Genomic DNA, 20148 nt, shown 5'->3' on the forward strand with positions numbered 1-20148 from the left:
TGCCAATAGTGCCTACAACCTGCTCATGGGCCGGTTCGTGCACCGCCGGAGCAGCACGGACGAATGGTGGCAATACCTGGAGCGTGGCAGCGGGGACGATCCCTTTTCCTTATCGCTGAAGGACAGCCGGGGATACAGCCGTGAAAGGATGGAGGAGGATCTGAAAAAAGTATACTGGATCCCGGAAACGGAGCTGCCGGAGCTGAGCCGCCGCCTGCTGGGCGGTGATCTCTGCCAGGGTACCGGTACGTATGCCAGCTCGCTGCTGGCCGCCAATCCATTGGCCGGGCAGGTAGATCCCTATTCTGGTTCCAGCCGCAGGGCGGAACCAGCGCTGCTGGTTACTAGGGTCAAGGCCCTGCAGCAAAACCAGCTGCAGCGGCAAAAGCCGGGCTGGACCAAAATATACCGGATTAGGTCATGACAGAGGAGCTGTGGACGGCTGCGCAGCAAATGCTGCGTTTAGCCATAAGCGTTATCGTGACCGATCTCCATAAAAAGCCGGTCTGCAACTGGCAGCAGTATACCCAAAAGCTGCCAGGCAACGACGAGCTGAAAAAGATGTTTGGCCATCCGGATGCGGCTATGATCGCTGCGGTCTGTGGCGCCGGTTATAGGGAGGGGCAATTCCTGGAGATCATCGATATTGATCAGAAACATAGCCTGGATATGGACCTATATATAGTGCTGCGTACATTGATCGATCGGGATTGCCCGGGTTTGCACGAGCGACTGGTTGTCGGAAGGACTCCTAATAAAGGTTATCATCTCTGGTATTATTGCAGGGAAGTATTGGGCAACACTCGCTTGGCCTCGCGGCCGGCTACGGCTGCGGAACGAAAGAATGGGGAATTCAGGAAAGTGTTGATAGAGACCAGGGGGACGGGCGGTATTGCCATTGCGCCGCCCAGCCCGGGTTACCGGTTTATCCAGGGTGGCATTGACTTGATCCCGGAGATCAGCCCGCAGGAGCGATACCTGTTGCACCGGGCGGCAAGATCGCTGGACCAGGCGCCGGACTTGGTCCCCCGCAATCCCCTGCGGCAGCCTGGCTTTAAGCGTAGGCCTGCTGGCAGCCCACTGGATGATTATAACGACAGGGGTGACGTTATTACCCTGCTGCAGCAACATGGCTGGACGGTAGTACGGAAAACGGCGCTGCGTACCTACCTGCGCCGCCCTGGCCAGACGAGTAATTTCAGTTCGGGAGATTATAATCACGCCCTGAACCTGTTCGGGGTCTTCAGCACTTCTACGGTATTTGTGCCCGGTCGCGGATACCGGCCGGCGGCGGTCTTTGCGCTGTTGCAGTGCCGGGGGGATTTTAAGGAGGCTGCCCGCAAGCTACGCGCAATGGGCTACGGCGCCCCTCCGGGATTGTCCCTGAAACCGTTATAACGTTGACGACTACCCGCTGATCAGTTGCCCAAACGATTCCCGGTCCATCGATATTTCTTTTTTTGTTTATATCCATTCACCCATACATGTTGATCGAAATAAAAAACGTGCAGCACCATGCGCAGCTCAGCCGCGCCAGCTGGCAGTTTACGGCCACGCTCCATATCGATGGACAAGTGGTCGGTACCACTGGCAATGACGGGGACGGAAGCCCTACCTGGTATCGTGGAAAAGATTCGTCTTGCAAACCGCTGATCGCAGCGGCAGAAAGGTATTGTGCCCTGCTGCCGGACCGGGTGCTTAAAGTCCCGGGAGGCCGGGTGATCCGTTTTAAACAATCTATGGGGCAAGTGATAGAGGAACTGTTCGACACACACCGCAGCGAAATGAGGCGGCAAGGCTGGGAGCATTTTTTGCAGCAGGAAATAAACAGGCGGCAGGCCGGTAGTTTTGTACTTTATAACCCACATAACGGAGATGTCCGCAGTATTACTACCCGGGAGCCGATCGGGATCCTGTTGCAGAATACCTATTTGCGTAATGCGCTTTGCGAAGACCTTAAAACCAATGCCAAATCATACCTGGAAGCCGGCTACCAGCTTGCCAATACGAATATACCAGAAACTGTATTGGCAACCTGCAATATTCAACCAGGACAACTGTTCAGGAGTAAACAGACCAAAGGTCCATTACAGGCAAAGAAATACAAACGTAAAATTTAATCATTGTTCACATTTTTAAAGAGTTGATTTTTCTGTTGCCTGGAATCCTATATTCGCGTTGTTTATATATTTAATAGTAACATTTTTTATCAACCCTGAATGAAATATTACCAGCAGCAAAGTGCAACTACAAAGATAGGTCTTCCATTATCCCAGTACCTAAAATCGTTGGTTTCGGGAACCATGATTCATTCGGGTCTAGTGTTGACAATAAGGAAGATGGCATTTGAACTCGACTGTACCTTAGCGGGTAATCTAGGGGGACTAAAATTTGAAGAATGTTTTTTTCAGGGGCAACTTGTTATTGATTCTTTTAAATATCCGATCACGTTTAAGGATTGTTCTTTTGAAAAGGGGATTCGAATATTGAGTAAAGCTGAATTTGATGGTGAAATTGACTTCATCAGCTGTACTGTTACAGGCGATATTGTCGTTGATGATGTGACATTGAAGGAAGTGTGTAATTGGTCATTCAAGGGCTACCCAAGACTATTGATTACGAACGGATCATTTAAACGGCTCAATATAGGTTACTGGGGGGGCTGTGAACTCAAAGTGCTCAACCTGGAAGCTACAGGTACGAAAGGAGAGATACGCGTTATCGGTGTACAGACCCGCATCGAACAATTGTTTGTACGTGGGACGTCCCCGGATTTAAATATTCAACTTGAATATTTTAAATGCAACCGGCTTGATTTTTACAAATATCGAAATGGTAAGGGTCTTAGTATATCCAGGATAAAGCCGATTGAATTTAACAAAAGCTGTTTGTCCTTTGTAGAATCCTCGTTGGGTAAGGCCGAATTTTTTGATGTCAATTTTCAGCGGTTCGATCAGATTTACATAACGGAAGTGAACCTGGTGGAGTGTTCTTTTATAAGTGTGACCTGGCCAAAAGATATCCAGTCTATCCATCCTCCGACAGCAGGGGATGATGAAATGGAAAAAAGAGAACTTGTTCTGCAACTGGAAAAAAAGAGATCTATTATAAGTGTGACCTGGCCCAAAGATACCCAGTCTATCCATCCTCCAACAGCAGGGAATGATGAAATGGAAAAAAGTGAACTTGTTCTGCAACTGGAAAAAAGGAGATCTACAGCAGAATTAAGCAGGCGCAAGTTAAAGAATCATCCCTTGGTACTGGAATATTATACGAGGAAAAGGGAGGTGCTCCGGCAACTCAAATTTGCAATGGGTAAACAAGGAGATGTGATCAATGAACAGAGTTTCCATGCGCAGGAAATGATTGCATATAATAGGTCTTTGGCGCTTAGAAAGTTTTTTTGGACAAAACTGATTATAAAATTCAGCCAGTACTTCGGACGATTCGGACAAAGTTACCAATGGCCATTGTTTTGGTTGCTTATAGGCCACTGGGTATTATTCCTCCTGCTGGTAGGATGTAACCAGATTGATGGACTATCCCTTTCCATATGCCATCCAAATAGTGAGGGATTTAAATATTCCTTCGAGAAATATTTTCAGTTGATTAATCCTATCCGGAAAATAGACGATACTTTTAAGGGGTATTTTACCATTGTGGATATACTCATGCGGATTTGGTCGTCCTATATGCTTTATAATATTATCCGGGCAACCCGACGATTTATAAAGTGATCCCAGGAGTATTGGAATCATCAAGAGTGTGGATAGCATTGACCGTCTTTTCAATTACCCCCTTTGCTTGTAGTAAGCGCAGGTAAAATCCGTGGTAAGTGCTATGTCCATTGTGTAGTCGGCATATACTAAAATGCGTATCCAGGAAATTCTTCAGGTTCGTAACCCGTTGGCTTTGGTCCAGGTTGATCTCAGTAGGAAGTGTGACCGATTTAAAATATGCCTCTAATTCGTCGATATTCCATTTTTCCATTGTCGTGTTTTTTTATTTCAATTTGCTGCGGATGTTTTTGAGCTCACTCAAAATTTGTTCCAGATCTGTAGCTGGTTCGGGGATCTGTTCCGTTACCAGCGCATAATATCGCCAGAGCTCCAGTATTTCAGATGCCGGGATACTATAGGGTTGGTATGTTTTGTTGAGTGATATCAATGTTAATTCCCTGTTTACAGAAATATGGTTTTCCACTTTTTTGAATATCATGCCATCCGCCTTCGTGATGACCACACAGAAGGTTCCACTCTTTACCGCAGTCCAGTCCTCCACGTATTCAACGATCACATAGGCATCCGGGGGGATCGGCAGCATTGAGTCTCCGCTAAGTTGGAACATCCGGAATTTCTTATGCCGCGGCAGATTGGGCATATGAAAGGTAGGCAGGGAAGCAATATAATCCGGGTCTGCTAATCCGGTTACATAACCAGCTTTGGCTTTTTTTTGTGAGACAAATTCTATCTGCTCGTTATTATCGGGGCTTACCGTCTTTGCCATCACGCGCAATTTTGTACCGGTGATGAAGGGATCGTTACCGGATTGTAGTTCCCGCAGCTCAAATTCTTTCAGCTTGCTCAGGTCTACACGGATCATGGTGTCCACACTGATCGAGAAGTAATCTGCGATTTTCACCTGGTCTTCTAAAGGCGGATTTTTGGTGGCACCGCTTTCCATTGCCGCCAGCTTGGAACGCCCGATAGCCAGCGTATCGGCAAGATCCTGCTGAGATTTTTTCTTTCGCTCGCGCAGAAATTTTAGGTTCGATCCCCAAAAAATTTTTTGTACAGTCATAAAAATATGTCATTATTACGATCATTGATGTGTCATTATTAATGACAAAACAAAGGTAGTAAATTTTTATACACACACTGTTACTGAATAACTGTCGCAATGGATCGCCATATCGTGCATTTGGATCTGGATACATTCTTCGTATCGGTCGAGCGGTTGCGTAATCGCAACCTGGTTGGCAAACCCGTTCTTATCGGTGGCAGCGGAGACCGGGCAGTGGTGGCCAGTTGCAGCTACGAAGCGCGCCGTTTCGGTATTCACAGCGCCATGCCGATGGCGCAGGCCCGAAAGCTCTGCCCCGAGGCCATTATCATTCGCGGGGATGTGGATCAATACGAACGCAAAAGCCGGGAGGTCACCCAGATCATTTCCGAAAAAGCACCGATTGTGGAAAAAGCAAGTATCGACGAGCATTACCTGGATCTATCCGGGATGGATCGGTTTTTTGGCTGTCAGCAGTTCACCGATGAACTCCGCGGACGGATCATCAAAGAGACCGGTCTTCCCATCTCCTATGGGCTTTCCATTAATAAAACCGTGAGTAAAATTGCAACGGGGATCGCAAAGCCCAACGGCGCCCGCACCGTGCCCGATGGAACGGAAAAACCATTTCTGGCGCCCTTGTCCGTGCGCAAGATCCCGGGCGTTGGCGATAAGACCTATCGCGAGTTGTGCAACCTGGGGGTGCAGCTTATCCACACCTTGCAACAGATGGATAGCACCTTGTTGTACAATGCCTTCGGGGAGCACGGAACGACGATCTGGCAAAGAGCCAACGCCGTCGATGAAGCGCCGGTGGTTCCCTACAGGGAGGAAAAGAGTATCAACCGGGAACAGACTTTCGGACAGGATACCACTGACCAGCAATTACTCCGGCGTACCCTTATCGGTATGGTAACGGAACTGGCTTTCGAACTACGCAGTCATAACCGGCTTGCATCCTGTGTTACCGTTAAAATCAGGTATTCCGATTGGAATACCTACACGCAACAGATGCATATACCCCATAGCAATATGGATCATGTCCTGACAGAAAAAGCATTGGACCTGTTTCATAAGCTCAATCAACGACGGCAACTCATCCGCCTGGTCGGCGTCAAATTATCGGATTTCGCAACCGGCAGTTACCAGGTCAACCTGTTCAGCGATACGGCAGAAAATATTTCGCTGTACCAGGCATTGGACTCCATACGCAGCAAGTTCGGCCCCAAAGCCATTACCAAAGCAATCTCCCTCTAAAGCCCTTAACCGGAAAGCATACCGACTCACTGCTCCATTTTTTACTGTTCCTATCAAAACCATGAAGCAATGAAATTGAAAACACTGAAGTATGCTTGTAAATTTGCATTCCTATTATTCGCTCCGCTATGGTACCATACCGTTGAGCGAACTGGTGACTCGTTTGAAGGAACAGGGCCACCATACTGCTGTGCTGACAGATATCAATAATACTAGCGGAACATTGGATTTTATTAAGGACTGCCAGCAACAGGGCTTTAACGGCCTTACCGGCGTCGAGTTCCGGGATGGGGATACGGTCCTATATATCGGGATTGCACGTAATAATCTGGGCTTCCGGGAAATGAACGAACTGCTGACCAACTGCAATCTCGAAGGTAATCCACTCCCGCAGGTAGCCCCGGCCTGGGACCATGTATATGTGATGTATCCATTCGGCTCGCGGGACATCGATTTATTGCGGGATAATGAATGGATCGGGGTAAAGCCGGCGCAGCTCACCAAACTATACTTGGCACCGAAATCCTGGCTATCCCGTATGATCATGTGGTGGCCGGTTACCTTCCTGGAGAAAAAGGATTTCCGGTTACATTGCCAGCTAAGGGCTATCGATAATAATACGCTGCTCAGTAAACTCACCCAATCGCAGGCGGCGCAGCGCATGGAGGTATTGCCTTCCCCGGGCGAACTGGTTACCGCATTCAGTGCATTCCCGGAACTGGTGACCAATACGATGAACCTGTTGAAAGATTGCCACTTCGACTTTGATTTTTCGATACCCAAGAACAAGCAAATCTTTACGGATAGCATATACTCCGATAAACAGTTATTGGAGATGCTTGCCATACAGGGATGCCGCAACCGTTATGGCGCCGGCAATAAAGCCGCCATGGATCGGGTGTTACATGAACTGGACATTATTAACCGTATGTCGTTTGCCTGCTACTTCCTGGAAGCCCATGACATGGTACGCCATACCATGAGCCAGGGCATTGCCCATGTGGGCAGAGGTTCCGGCGCAAATAGCGTTGTGGCTTACTGCTTACACATCACAGATGTTTGCCCGATTGAACTCGACCTTTATTTTGAACGTTTTTTGAATCCGAAACGAAAAACTCCCCCGGACTTCGATATCGATTATAGCTGGAAGGATCGGGATATGGTGTTTGAATATCTCATAAAACGTCATGGGCAGCGTCATACAGCATTACTGGGTATGATGTCCACGTTAAAGGACCGTTCCATCATCCGGGAGATTGGGAAAATCTATGGACTTCCGAAATCGGAGATCGATGCATTAGTTGCCGGACGTTCTGCCGGAAAAGCTAACAACCAGATTGCCCGCGACGTAATAGAGGTTTACAATAGCTTACCGGAAGACTTCCCGAACAGCCGCAGCATTCATGCAGGGGGCGTATTGATCACCCAGGAGCCAATCACTTCCTTTGTGGCGCTGGACCTGCCGCCTAAAGGATTTGCGACAACGCAGCTGGATATGTATACTGCAGAGGATGCGGGATTATATAAACTCGACGTGCTTTCGCAAAGAGGGCTCGGGCATATCAAAGAAGCCACGAAAATTATTCGCAATAACAAGGGGATCACAGTCGATGTGAATGATATTACGACGATAAAGCAGGACCCGAAGGTGAAAGATAAATTGCGGGCAGCGGATACAATTGGTTGTTTTTATATCGAATCACCTGCGATGCAAGGTGTGTTGACGAAGCTACGCTGTTTGGATTACCTGACCCTGGTGGCCGCCAGTTCCATCATAAGGCCCGGTGTCGGCAGCTCCGGGATGATGCGGGAGTATATTTCCCGATTTCACAATCCCTCCAAATTTACCTACCTGCACCCGGTGCTGGAAGAACAGCTGAAAGAGACATATGGCGTAATGATCTACCAGGAAGACGTCCTGAAGATCGGTCATCATTACGGTGGCCTGGATATGGCAGATGCGGATGTCTTGCGCCGGCTGATGAGCGGGAAGACACGCGGTTCCCATCATTTGCCCGCGATCCAGGAAAAGTTTTTTACGCATGCCCGTAATATGGGATATCCCGAAGCTACGACACAAGAGGTCTGGCGTATGATCGCATCCTTCGCAGGCTATTCGTTCAGCAAGGCCCATTCTGCCAGTTACGCGATCGAGAGCCTTCAATCGCTTTACTTAAAAGCTTATTACCCGCTGGAATTCATGGTCGCCGTTGTCAACAATGAGGGAGGCTTCTATAGTCGCTGGGTATATGTTGAGATGGCCCGCAAAGACGGCGCTGCCATACACCTTCCCTGTGTCAATAATAGCGAATACCGGTCGACGCTCCACGGGACAGATCTCTACCTGGGCCTGAATATGATCGCAGGTCTTGAAACATCCGCATCGGAGCAGATAGTTACGGAGCGACGGAAACATGGATGCTATCGGGATATGGAAGATTTTATTTTACGCACCCATATTCAATTGAAACAGCTGCTCGACCTGGTACGCCTAGGCGGTTTACGCTTCACCGGCCAGGATAAAAAGACGCTGCGCTGGCAGGCATACCTGCTCTTTAAAAAGCATGATGAAAAAATGATCGCAATGGGCTCCCTTTTCGATGAACCGGCCAAAACCATTGCACTACCTTCCTTCCCGGTATATGAGGCAGAAGATTTTTATGATGAAATCGAGCTCTTAGGGTTTTGTGTAAGCCAGAACGCATTCGATATGACCGATGAACCGGCGGATCTATCGAATCATGAAATACTCGCCGCAGACCTGCTCAACCATATCGGCCGACAGGTAACTGTGACCGGTATCTATGTAACTACAAAGCCCGTGCGGACAAAGAAAGGGGAGGTGATGGCCTTTGCGACGTTCCTGGATCGCAGACGTGATTTCATACACACAGTACATTTTCCGGCCAGCCTGGCGGCATACCCGATAAGAGGTGGCGGCGTATATCGCATATGGGGGCAGGTGGATGAAGAATTCGGATTCGCCACCTTGAATGTACACCGGCTGAAACGACTGCCCATAAAGGGTAATCCGAAATTTATGGACACCGTACCTATAATGCCGATCGAACCTGTAGACGAGTGACGATTGCCGCCGCGGATACCAGCAACTACAGCTAAGGCAGGCTGCGTATTATTTAGTATATTAGGATAGCTATTCAGCAACCATAAGTTTGCTATCATCGTGAAACGATCCTATAATCCATTCCAGGAATTTGTACCGCAAATGCTTTCCTACTTTATAAGTGCCGGGAAGAAATGGTTTTTGGTGCAACACTTTCCATGGCCCGGGATCGAGCCGGGAAAAGGGTTTATGATCAGTCCATACGAGTCGGAAGTAGCCGGAAAGGAGCATGCAGTGGCCATCGATGCAACGGAAGGTAAACTACTGGATCTCTCCAATGCAGATGCGCTCCGGAAATTAACGGAGCTGCTTTCCAATAAGGAGATCCGGTGTTTTCTCAATACCATCGATGCTGAAAGCGATGAAAATATGCGTAAAGCATACCTGAAAAAAATACAGGCTAATATTCGTGGGAAAGGATTGATCCAGGTGAACCGCGAAGAAGGCTTGCAGGTAACATTCCGTTTGTATCCGCAAGGCTTTTTCGCCATCCTTCAGTCAGGACAGAACCAGGCAATAATACCGGCTATAAACCTAATACAATAACTGCGCTATGTGTTACGATATCTCACTGCACGTCGACGTCAAGGAGACGTTGAAGGCATTTCCGGGACTTGTTGTTAAAACCGATAAACTGTTCGATCCCGCATCCATGATCCACATGGAGGGGTATGTATTCCCGGAGTATCCGATCATCTTACACAACCCCGGTGAAGGGTTGGTGCTGGATACTTTCGAGTGGGGTGTCCTACCTACTTATATTAAGAATGATCCGAAGAAGTTTGCAGAAATGCGTTCCAATATGGTGAATTGCCGATCGGAACGGATATTCGAAGATAAACGTTCGGTATGGTATCGTCTACGCAACAATAGATGCCTGATACCGGTAACGGCAACCTTCGATCATCGTAAGATCGATAAGTGGAAGCGCAAGATCCCGTACCTGGTCCGGCCAAAGGGCAGGCTCCCGTTTTATATTCCAGGTTTATACCAGGTTGCCGATATGGTAGACGGGGACGGCGTGATCTATTCCAGCGCCAGCTTTACTTTATGTACCCGGTCTGCCAACCAGGTCATGCGATTGATCCACAACGATGGCAACAACAAATGGCGGATGCCGCTTTTTGTTACTAAAGAAATGGCGGATGCATGGGTATCGCCGGATCTGACGGAAAGCGCCATACAGGAAATCATTAATTATGAAATGCCGGATGATGATCTTGAGTATTACACCGTTTATACCATCCGAGGCGGAAAGCTCAGGCCGGACGGGAAAGATAAAGATGAATTATGGCAGTGGCCAGGGCTGCCGCCACTCGGCAATGATGATCCCGGAACCGCCAAGCAAATCCTGGAATAGCGAAGTTGCGCATTCATTATTTTTGATTACGGTTTATCATAACAGGTAATGAAGGAATCATATAAGTACCGTACCGCAGCAATACAATTTGTAACCTTGAAATTTAGCAGCATGGATATATCAGATAATAGATCTTTCACAGGAACCGTAATAGCCATAAAAAGTTCAGCGCTGGAAAGCGGGATTGAAATTACAGATCGACACGTTGCAGCATCCCTGGGTATTTCAGACCAGCGCCTGCAACAGTATCTCGTATCCGATGATGCCCCGGAAAAAGTGGTTGAAGGGTTATACACGGTATATAAAGAATATTTGAAAAACCGGATCATTGCCAGGATCTCGGTAGTAACCGATGTAATACCTCCTGATCCTCCCATCAGTTAGGCGTATTAGTTACAAACCCGCGGAATGAGTCAGATTCCGGACATCCTGTACCAGCAGGAACCAACGAATGACAATATAAGCATCGGCAAGCAGCACCAGGATCATCATATACAGGTAAGCACGTTGCCGGAATTTGGTCCGGATAGCCAATGCAGCAAAAACAAATGATATTAACAGCAAGCTGATGATGACAAAGGCTGCTTGCCTGCTAATCACATAGTAGGTATCGCTGAAATGAATATCGATGCCCAGCTTACCGATAGAAAGTAGCGTGATCAGTAACGATAAGAGCAATACCAGGATCGTAATGCCTGCGGTGCTGAATATCTTCCAGAGTAACAGATTATCTTTATCCTGTTTCATTTTTTAGTAGGGGCGTTAAGTCTTGTAATGTAGTCAATTACTAAATTAAATATTGCCACTAGCATAAATAACTCATCCTGAAATTTCCATGATCGTTAATATTGGTTAATCCATTTATTTTAAGCGGGTACTCACCGCTTCGTCCATCTATAGCGATAGATTTGTTGCATGATTAAAATCCCGGGTAATCACTGCGAGGTAGCTGAGTCCTTTTAAATCTATACCAATCAGGACTGCAACTTCAATGCGGGAACTATTACTATCCTTAATAATGGTCAATCCCAATTCTATAGCCCTATCATGAAACATTGTTCTTTTATCTCTTTGATGTTCCTATTACCATTTTATGGCCTGGCGCAGTATGCCAATAAGGTTCCAGTAGTAGCGCCTGTTTCTCCCAATAATGCAATGTTGTTCAAGGTATTGGAGCGGCCCATAGGCACATTTACCGGGACGGTACCGGTAAGTTTTCCGTTATATACCTTGCGCACAGGCCCGCTCTCCCTGGACTTCAGCCTGGAGTATAATAATACCGGCGGGGTAAGAGTGGAAGAAGCCGCCGGTAACATAGGACTTGGATTCAGCGTACCAGGCGCTGCGAATAAAATAACCAGGATCATGCGGGGATTGCCCGACGACGGAGGATACGGGCGGCTAAACAATTCCAGGAAGCCCGGCAATTTTGACTGCTCGGATATGAATGTGGTAAGCGCATATTCGAATTACAACCAGATTGACCTGCAGCCCGATATTTTCATGTACAATATCAATGGTGAAACCGGTTCCTTCTTCTTCGCGGAAGATAAAACCGTTATCATGATGCAGAACGCTCCCTTTGAGATTAATCCCATCTTCAATACCGATAAGACAATTAAGGGATGGCGAATTTTTGCGCAGAATGGTATCCAGTATTTTTTGGGGCAGAATGCAGATTCTACGGTAACGGTAGTCGATCGGACATCTATAACCTATGAAAATGACACCCACACGCTCATACCGGGAGCCTCTTACATAAGCGGTTGGCCGCTGCAGGAAATATGGGATATGAATTTTCAGTACCGGATAAAACTCACGTACGAATATTCTCCGACCGTGATAAAAACCATATCCGGTGCCTTTTTGCCACTGCAGAAGATTTCTGCTAACTGCAATGGCTTCAACCTTTCGGTGGATCAGGCATTTGTGACGAACAACAATTACGAGTATGTTTTGAGCAAAGCCGAAGCGGGTACCGGCCCTAATCCGGAGATCGTATATTTCAATAATCTTAAAAAAATCGACGCGGAAGGTGGTACCTACCTGGATAATATCGATATCATAGGCCCACTTGCCAAGTGGATACGAACCTACCGGTTTACTTATGACTACTTCAATCCTGGTGGCGGGCCGTATACTCAGCGTTTAAAACTAACGGGATTTAAACAGTTCAGTGCTGCTGCAATTTCCGACAGTTTGGAATACAAATTTGAATATTCGCCCGTTTCACTCCCTGCCCGGTTATCCAGCGAAGTGGATTACTGGGGCTTTGCCAATGGCAAGATTGGCAACAAATATTTCATTCCGAATATTTCATATACATTCCAGGGTTCTACTGTTAATGTAACCGCGTTCAGTGACCGGAGTGTTTCTGCATACAACGCAGAAGCAGGTGTGCTGAACAAGATCATTTACCCGACAGGCGGCTACAGGAAATTTATTTATGAGGGCAACCAGGCCCTTACACGTATAGACGATCAGGTGTACCCGGATAATGCCGCTGCTCCGCAGATCAACCTGCCATCAGGCAACTGGATAAAGAAAAACCGGGCAGTGGGCGGTATCCGCATCAAAGAGATACAGGATTTTGACCCTGTGACCGGCAAAACCAGTTCCACAAAATATCAGTACAAACTTTTCGATATCGATTCCAATGTAACCAGCGGCATGCTGGTATCGCCCGTAAGGATCATTAATATTGAAAATGTGGGCGTCGATTGCAGCTACATGAAACTCTATCCCTCCAGCTGCTATCCTCTGGCTACGGCGGGCGGATCCTTCGTTTGTTACGCGCAGGTCCGGACGATAGAAAATGGAAACGGGTGGGTCGACAGAAAGTATAGCTTTATGCAGGATCAACTACCTACATCACTTGAATATCCAATTGTACCTCCAGCTGACTTAAGCTACCAGAGAGGGCAATTGCTGGAAGAAAAATACTATAACGAGAATGGCACGCTGCTCAGGAAAAAGAGCTGGAATTATGGGTTTACGACCATTGCGGGATCTGAAAGAGCATGGGTCGTAAAAGCATATTACAAGACCCCGGGCTCGGGTATGTACCGGGAATATCCCAAACCGGAAACACCCTGGGAGCCGCCTGTAAAGGCATTATGCAAACCATTCAATACAACTGGGCAATTTATGTTACCGTTATCGGAGTCGGATTCTGTGTTTACATCCAGTGGCAATTTAGGTCAAAAAACTTCCTATACATACTATCCCCCGGATAGCGCGATGTCCTGGAACTCCTGGCGTCCCCTTGCCAAAACAACCACCAACCTGCATGATGGAACGATACGATCCAGGACTTACCGGTATTGTTTCTCCAGGACCTTTGTTTTTCAGCTATCGTCCCGGCAATATGACCTAATGGTGTACCTGCTCATTAATCGTTACCGGCAACCCATTGAAGAAGTCGATTCATTAAAGGATAATAATCTGCAGCAGTTGATCAGCGGCACCAAGTACCTGTTCGATCTCAGGTACCAGGATACGTTAGAGCTGCGAAGAATAAGGGAATACACGAGCCTTAAAGACTCTACGGAAACGAATTTAACCTATGACACTTCAGGCAATATCATTGAAAAATATCAGACGAAGGGGATCAAAGTAACCTATCTATGGGGCTACAATTATTATTTCCCGGTTGCGAAGGTGATCGGAGCCGATTATAGTACGGTTGCCGCGCTTGTGAATACTTCCATTGTCCAGAGTATAACGGTAACGGACCTTGCGATGCGGACGGAGCTGAATAAAATCCGTACAGCTTTAAAAGGCAAGGCCCTGGTAACTACTTATACCTATAACCGCTTTGGAATAACCTCTGAGACAGATCCCGCAGGCCAGACGATTACCTATGAATATGATGATTTCGGCAGGTTAAAAGTGCGCAAAGATATGGATGGTAAGATCTTACAGCTATACGATTACCGGTACCAGAAACATTACACCGAATAACCTTTCAATGTGAAGATCATGCAGCAGCACCGAAAATTCATTCAATCGCTTATACTAACGGCAACGACTATATCTATTTCCATAGCAGGTATGGGGCAAAACATTCCGGATACCAGCGGACGCTCCCCGGCTACCAGCGTTACGGCGCCCCCGCTCACCTGTACCTGTGTGCTCATTAATTTTATCAGGAGCTGGAGGCCGCTGGCACCGATGACTGATACCGCCCAGGTAACGGCATCCACCGATGTAGCGGCCGTACAGCAGCAGACTCGTTATTTCGATGGTCTTGGAAGGTTAGTGCAGACGGTTTCCCGTGGTATTTCCCCGGCAGGCCGGGATATGGTGCAACCTGTTGTCTACGATGCTTTCGGTCGTGAAGCGTACCGATACCTTCCTTATGTGCCGCAAAGCAGCAATATCAGCGACGGTAAATTAAAGCTGAACCCTTTCAATAACCAGCGGCAATTTTACATGTCGGCCACCTTGAACCCGGGTGTGAGCGGGGATTCGGTATTTTACACGGAGACAGAGTTCGAGCCTTCGCCGCTGAACCGGGTCCGCAAATCTTTTGCGCCCGGTAATACCTGGTCACGTGGTGGTGGCTATAAACCCATGGAAATGCAGTACCTGGTTAACAATGCACTGGATGCGGTCCGCATATGGGATATCCCTTCGGGCAGCATGATCCCAACCAGTGTACCGGGCAAAGTGTATCCGCCGGGAGATCTGCTCAAAAATGTCGCAAAGGATGAAAATGGTAATCGGATTATTGAATTTCGCGATAAACAGAACCGCGTAATTCTTAAACGTGTCGAGCTGGCGGATAATGCGACCGATGGGCATAATGGCTGGCTGAATACTTATTATGTGTACACCGACCGGGGAAACCTGCATTGTGTAATACCGCCAAAGGCGGTACAGGCAATAAGCTCCGCCGGATGGGCCATCGATAGCATGACGGCTGCAGAACTCTGCTATTTCTATCGCTATGATCAAAGGGACCGGATGATCATCAAAAAAATACCAGGCGCCGATTCCGTAGAAATGGTTTACGACGTGCGGAACCGGCTTGCGTTTATGCGGGATGGTAATCTTAAAGACGGGGGAAACTGGCTGGCTACTTTTTACGATGCGCTCGACAGGCCGACAGCCACAGCGCTCTACGCCTCCAAAACCACGCGGCAGCCGTTGGCCGATAGCCTGAAAAATGAGATCGGTATATCCATTCCCGGCCAGGCGCTTACCTACCTGACCTATACCTACTTTGACGCGTACAATTTTCCGGGAGTAGCTTCCCCGCTCTCCGGCGACTTTTCTAAACCACAGGCGGGAAGCAATCCTTATGCGGAGCCGGTAACAGGCGTCAGCAGCATGACGATGGGCATGGAAACCGGTAGCAGGGTACGGATATTGAACACGAACCAGTGGCTTACCACGACTACCTATTATAATAATAAAGGCCGTCCGGTACAGATCATCCGGGACAATGCTACCGGAGGAAAAGAAACGATCACCTCCCTGTATGATTTCAGCGGGAAAGTATTGAGTACCTATCTCCGGCATACCAATCCGCACAGCTCCCTTACCCCACAAACCACGATACTGACCAGTTTTACCTATGATCCAGCAGGACGATTAACGGGCATAAAGAAAAAATTAAATGATACGACCGTTGAAAGGACCGTTTCCGCCCTTGCTTATAATGAGTTGGGGCAACTAAAGACAAAGCGTTTAGGCGTTACCGGTAGCAGCAGCCAGTTGGAGACCATGACCTACGAATACAATGTCAGGGGATGGCTGAAAAATATCAATAAGGGCTTTGTCAATACCACAGGCAGCGCCTCCAATTGGTTTGGGCAGGACCTTTCCTATGAATACGGATTCAAGACCAACCAGTTTAACGGGAATATTGCCGGTGTCCGTTGGAAAGACAGGAACGACGGATTCGCCAGGGCGTACGGCTATAGCTACGATAACCCCAATAGATTGACTACGGCAGACTTTACGCAGCAGAATGCCAGCGGTACCGGTTGGACAAGGGATATCGTAGATTTTACGATGAGCGGGGTTGCTTATGATCCCAATGGTAATATCCTTTCCATGAAACAGAAAGGCCTTAAAGGAACGACCGTCCGGACCATCGATAGCCTGGTATATGTATATATCCCGAATAGTAACAAGCTCTTTTATGTAACGGATAGCGCCAATGACCCGCAAAGTACGCTCGGAGATTTTATCGATATTCCCAATGGCACGAACCAGGACTATGTATTCGATAGGAATGGCAATACCACGATAGATATTAACCGGCAGATGATCACCAAATATAATATTCTTAATCGCCCGGATTCCATTACGCTACTGGGCAAAGGAATCCTGGAATTCAGTTACGATGCAACGGGAAATAAACTAGGCAAGAAGATAACGGATTACACAGGTACCGGAAGGATCATCAACTATGATTATATCGGTGGCTTTCTTTATAAAAATGATACCCTGGTAGAGATTCCACAGGATGAAGGCCGTATCAGGGTAGTATATAAAACTGGCGCTGCACCCTCATTCTACTATGATTATTTTGTAAAAGACTATCTGGGCAATGTCCGGTCTATGCTTACCGAACAGACGGACTTCAGTGTATATGCTGCCACTATGGAAGCGGATGCCTCTGGTAAAGAAAATGCGCTATTTGCTAATATTGATGCTACCCGTTCTCCGAAACCTGTTGGGTATCCGGGAGCAGAGAACAATAGATCGGTGGCAAAGCTGAATGCCAGATCAGGCGAACATAAAATAGGTCCATCACTGGTGCTCCGCGTGATGGCGGGAGACACCATACAGATATCGACTCATGCCTTTTATAAATCTGTACAACCTGCAGAGAAAAATAATTCCAAATCAGCGGATCGTATTGTATTATCCCTTGCGCAGACACTCCGTACACCTGCAACAGCGGGGGATATACATCAGGGCATCGATAACACAAATACATACCCGCAACCAATTACCTCCAGTGATATCGATCACCTGAAAAGCACGGATAAGAATAGGGATTTTCAAAATCTTAGGCCTAAAGCTTATTTGAATTTTGCACTGTTCGATGATCGGTTTAAATTAGTGGATGAGCATAGCGGGGTGAAACAGGTCGGTGAAAATCCTGATAAGTTACAGACCCTGGGTACCGATCGAATGATTATTTCCAAAACGGGTTTTCTATATGTATTTACCAGTAATGAAAGCCAGCAGGATGTTTTCTTTGATAACCTCGTTGTAACCAAAGGCTCGGGGCCGCTCCTGGAATCTTATCATTATTACCCATTTGGACTGACAATGGCGGGATTAAGTTTCAGTGCGCTCCAGGGGAATAATTATCCAGAGAATAAATTGCGCTACAACAATAAGGAACTACAGAACCGGGAGTTCGCAAATGGAAGCGGCTTGGAGATGTATGATTATGGAGCCAGGATGTATGATCCACAGATTGGGAGGTGGTCCATCTGCGACCAATTAGCAGAAAAATATGATGCCTGGAGTCCCTATCATTTCGTGTTCAACAATCCGATAAGAAACATCGATCCAAACGGGAAGGAGATAATAAACAGCAACCCCAAGGGTTCAGATAATTATGAAAGGACACAAAATGCATTATTGATCTTGCAAAGAACCAATCCTGAAGCATATAGGATATTAAATGAGACAAGTGTCAAAGTATATGTATCAATTGGAAAATTAAATTTATCGGAAAGGTATGATAAATCATATATAGGCAATTTTACTAACGGTATAACTGAACCAGACATGAGAGTTCCCACTTCATTTAGAGTGACTAATGTTTTGAATACAGACGGCAATCCGGTTTCTGCAGAAATCGAAGGAAATTATTTAGGACAGGAAAGACTGGAAAGAGATGCATTGGGTATCGATCCTAAATCTAAGAGAATTTACACATCTGAAGAAGCTGATAAGCTCATTTCTATACAAGATATGAGCGTACGAATTGATGAGTCGATTACTGATCTAAAGAAATTTACTACTGTTCTGGGTCACGAATTCGGCCATGCCCAATATGCTGTTCAAAACAAATCTGAAGCATGGAAATGGGGTGAGTTGGATAATGCTACAAACTCACTTAACCCAGGACATAAACCCGGTAATCCTAGTGGTAAATTGGCGCATGACGAAGAGAATAAAACCGGAGCAAATTATTCTAATGCCTGGAAACAAATTACTTCTGAGATTATACAATACTTAAATGCAAGCAGACTATGAGCAATAAGATTTTATTCAATATTATTTTGTTTTTAGGATTGTCTTACCATGTACGCGCTCAATATCTGGATCAAGCAGGGCGTTCTTTGATTGAAAAAAATATTATTAGTTATCACATTAGGAATGCTGTTGAAGCTGATATTCCGATCGGAAATAATGGTATTTTATCTGACTATGGTAAGCCTGTTTTTCAGCGTTTAATGCCAGAAAATGGAAAATTAAATTGCTCAATTGAGCCGTATAAGGGAAAAATAGAATATCCGGATTCAGACTATCAATTATATGAAGTTAAATTACTTGGTTTTAGGTACGATCTTACAGATGGTACATCTTACTCAGTTCGATTGTTAGGTTTTCTTTTTGATGAAAATTATTTAATTGCCTTTAATCCCAAAACGTCCGCTCTGAAATATATCAGTGGTAACTTTTTTAAATCTGGCATTGCTGAACGTTTTTCATTAAATAAGAATGACATCTCGACCTTTAATAATTATTTGATGTTAAGGTGCCATTATATGCTTCCAGAAAGTATCCATTACGACAAACAAGATACTTCCGGAATATATTTTATTGTGCACAGTAACGTAGTAAACAAGGACATAACAGTGTTTATTAGCCATTCAGATTATGAATCGGTAAAAATTATCGATTATAGAAGAGGAATGGTTAATTAATTAGTGGATCTTCTGGGAAGGCTACATTTTCGGGGAAGAATACACAAGCCCTGGAGATTAATTCATTCTTATTAAAAAAGGAAAAGGCAAGCTAAAACCAAAAGGAAGATGAAAAAAATTCTTGCTTTTGCCATGGCGGTTCCCACTGTTACTTTATTCGTAACTCTGTACAGGATTGTCAGTTCCCAATATCAGTCGAACTTATATACGGTATACCAATTGGATCTGTTGAGGATGTAAGCTAAACTTGGTCAGGCTACATTTTTAGCATTAGATGGAGCTTTTGTCGATCCCCAAAGATGATGGGATAGCCAAGATGATGTAAGGCTCTAGTTCTACATCGGTTGGGTCCATTTTTTCTCGATACTACGGGTAGCCAGGTATTCCAATTTAAGCAATGCTATATCATTAGGGAAGGGGCCTTTATTCATAGTTACTTTTCAGATCTGGCGATACTAGCTCCCAACGTCTTTAGTATATGAAATCCCCGCAAAAGAGCTACTTTTGTAGTAGTTCTTTTCTTTTTCGTGTTGCTGTGTGGGCAGAAAGGTGACCAGAAAGTGTGAAAAGTCTATAACGAATTGATTATCAATATTTATACGTCGGCGTGTCGAATCCAGTCATCCCGACTTGATACGGAAATGGGAACAAATGGACAGAAATAGTCACATTTGTTCCCATTTTGATTTAAAGGGAATATTATTTTCAGCCAATACATA

15 protein-coding genes are annotated in these 20148 nt (G+C 46.2%); 12 read left to right on the forward strand and 3 right to left on the reverse strand.

Annotated features, from left to right (window positions below; all coding sequences use genetic code 11):
* The 4 genes from VM802_RS18165 to VM802_RS18180 all read left to right on the forward strand — a co-directional run.
* The coding region (locus VM802_RS18165; RefSeq protein WP_325533095.1) for a hypothetical protein at positions 1-424 on the forward strand (424 nt) is incomplete at its 5' end.
* On the forward strand, positions 421-1398 hold the full coding sequence (locus VM802_RS18170; RefSeq protein WP_325533097.1) for a bifunctional DNA primase/polymerase: 978 nt from the start codon (positions 421-423) through the stop codon (positions 1396-1398). The genes VM802_RS18165 and VM802_RS18170, both read left to right, overlap by 4 nt.
* Positions 1399-1484: 86 nt before the next feature.
* Positions 1485-2120, forward strand: a complete 636-nt coding sequence (locus VM802_RS18175) for a hypothetical protein (RefSeq protein WP_325533099.1) — start codon at positions 1485-1487, stop codon at positions 2118-2120.
* Positions 2121-2339: 219 nt separating this feature from the next.
* Positions 2340-3737, forward strand: coding sequence for a hypothetical protein (locus VM802_RS18180; protein ID WP_325533101.1), 1398 nt, complete (start codon positions 2340-2342; stop codon positions 3735-3737).
* Here the strand turns inward: VM802_RS18180 and VM802_RS32380 are convergent.
* A complete protein-coding gene (locus VM802_RS32380; protein ID WP_414647103.1) occupies positions 3727-3990 on the reverse strand; it encodes a DUF6965 family protein in 264 nt (87 codons plus the stop codon). The two genes, VM802_RS18180 and VM802_RS32380, sit on opposite strands and share 11 nt — an antisense overlap.
* 12 nt (positions 3991-4002) lie before the next feature.
* The gene (locus tag VM802_RS18185) at positions 4003-4800 is read right to left on the reverse strand and encodes an XRE family transcriptional regulator (RefSeq protein ID WP_325533103.1); all 798 of its coding nucleotides are present in this window, start codon (positions 4798-4800) and stop codon (positions 4003-4005) included.
* Between the two features lie 99 nt (positions 4801-4899).
* Between VM802_RS18185 and dinB the strand changes: the two genes are divergently transcribed.
* From dinB to VM802_RS18210, 5 genes are all read left to right on the forward strand, one after another.
* Entirely contained in the window at positions 4900-6039 is a 1140-nt protein-coding gene (gene dinB, locus VM802_RS18190) for a DNA polymerase IV (protein WP_325533105.1), read from the forward strand.
* Between the two features lie 91 nt (positions 6040-6130).
* On the forward strand, positions 6131-9124 hold the full coding sequence (locus VM802_RS18195) for a DNA polymerase III subunit alpha (protein WP_325533107.1): 2994 nt from the start codon (positions 6131-6133) through the stop codon (positions 9122-9124).
* A 99-nt stretch (positions 9125-9223) separates the two neighbouring features.
* Complete coding sequence (locus VM802_RS18200; RefSeq protein ID WP_325533108.1) at positions 9224-9709, forward strand: hypothetical protein; 486 nt, start codon at positions 9224-9226, stop codon at positions 9707-9709.
* Positions 9710-9716: 7 nt separating this feature from the next.
* Positions 9717-10523 carry an SOS response-associated peptidase gene (locus VM802_RS18205; RefSeq protein ID WP_325533110.1) on the forward strand — a complete coding sequence of 269 codons (807 nt, stop codon included), beginning with the start codon at positions 9717-9719 and terminating at the stop codon, positions 10521-10523.
* Between the two features lie 111 nt (positions 10524-10634).
* Positions 10635-10907, forward strand: a complete 273-nt coding sequence (locus VM802_RS18210) for a hypothetical protein (RefSeq protein ID WP_325533112.1) — start codon at positions 10635-10637, stop codon at positions 10905-10907.
* A 9-nt stretch (positions 10908-10916) separates the two neighbouring features.
* On the opposite strand, the gene VM802_RS18215 is transcribed toward VM802_RS18210, so the two are convergent.
* Complete coding sequence (locus VM802_RS18215) at positions 10917-11270, reverse strand: hypothetical protein (protein WP_325533114.1); 354 nt, start codon at positions 11268-11270, stop codon at positions 10917-10919.
* A 300-nt stretch (positions 11271-11570) separates the two neighbouring features.
* Between VM802_RS18215 and VM802_RS18220 the strand changes: the two genes are divergently transcribed.
* Genes VM802_RS18220 through VM802_RS18230 form a run of 3 tightly spaced genes read left to right on the forward strand, consistent with a single transcriptional unit; the run spans position 11571 to position 19429 of the window.
* Positions 11571-14486 (forward strand): RHS repeat domain-containing protein, encoded by a 2916-nt coding sequence (locus tag VM802_RS18220; RefSeq protein WP_325533116.1) that lies wholly within the window; start codon positions 11571-11573, stop codon positions 14484-14486.
* 18 nt (positions 14487-14504) lie between these two features.
* Positions 14505-18755 (forward strand): DUF6443 domain-containing protein, encoded by a 4251-nt coding sequence (locus VM802_RS18225; protein WP_325533118.1) that lies wholly within the window; start codon positions 14505-14507, stop codon positions 18753-18755.
* Positions 18752-19429 (forward strand): hypothetical protein, encoded by a 678-nt coding sequence (locus VM802_RS18230; RefSeq protein WP_325533120.1) that lies wholly within the window; start codon positions 18752-18754, stop codon positions 19427-19429. Before VM802_RS18225 ends, VM802_RS18230 begins: the two co-directional genes overlap by 4 nt.
* Positions 19430-20148 lie beyond the last annotated feature (719 nt).

The organism is Chitinophaga sp. (assembly GCF_035538455.1).
Lineage (GTDB): Bacteria > Bacteroidota > Bacteroidia > Chitinophagales > Chitinophagaceae > Chitinophaga.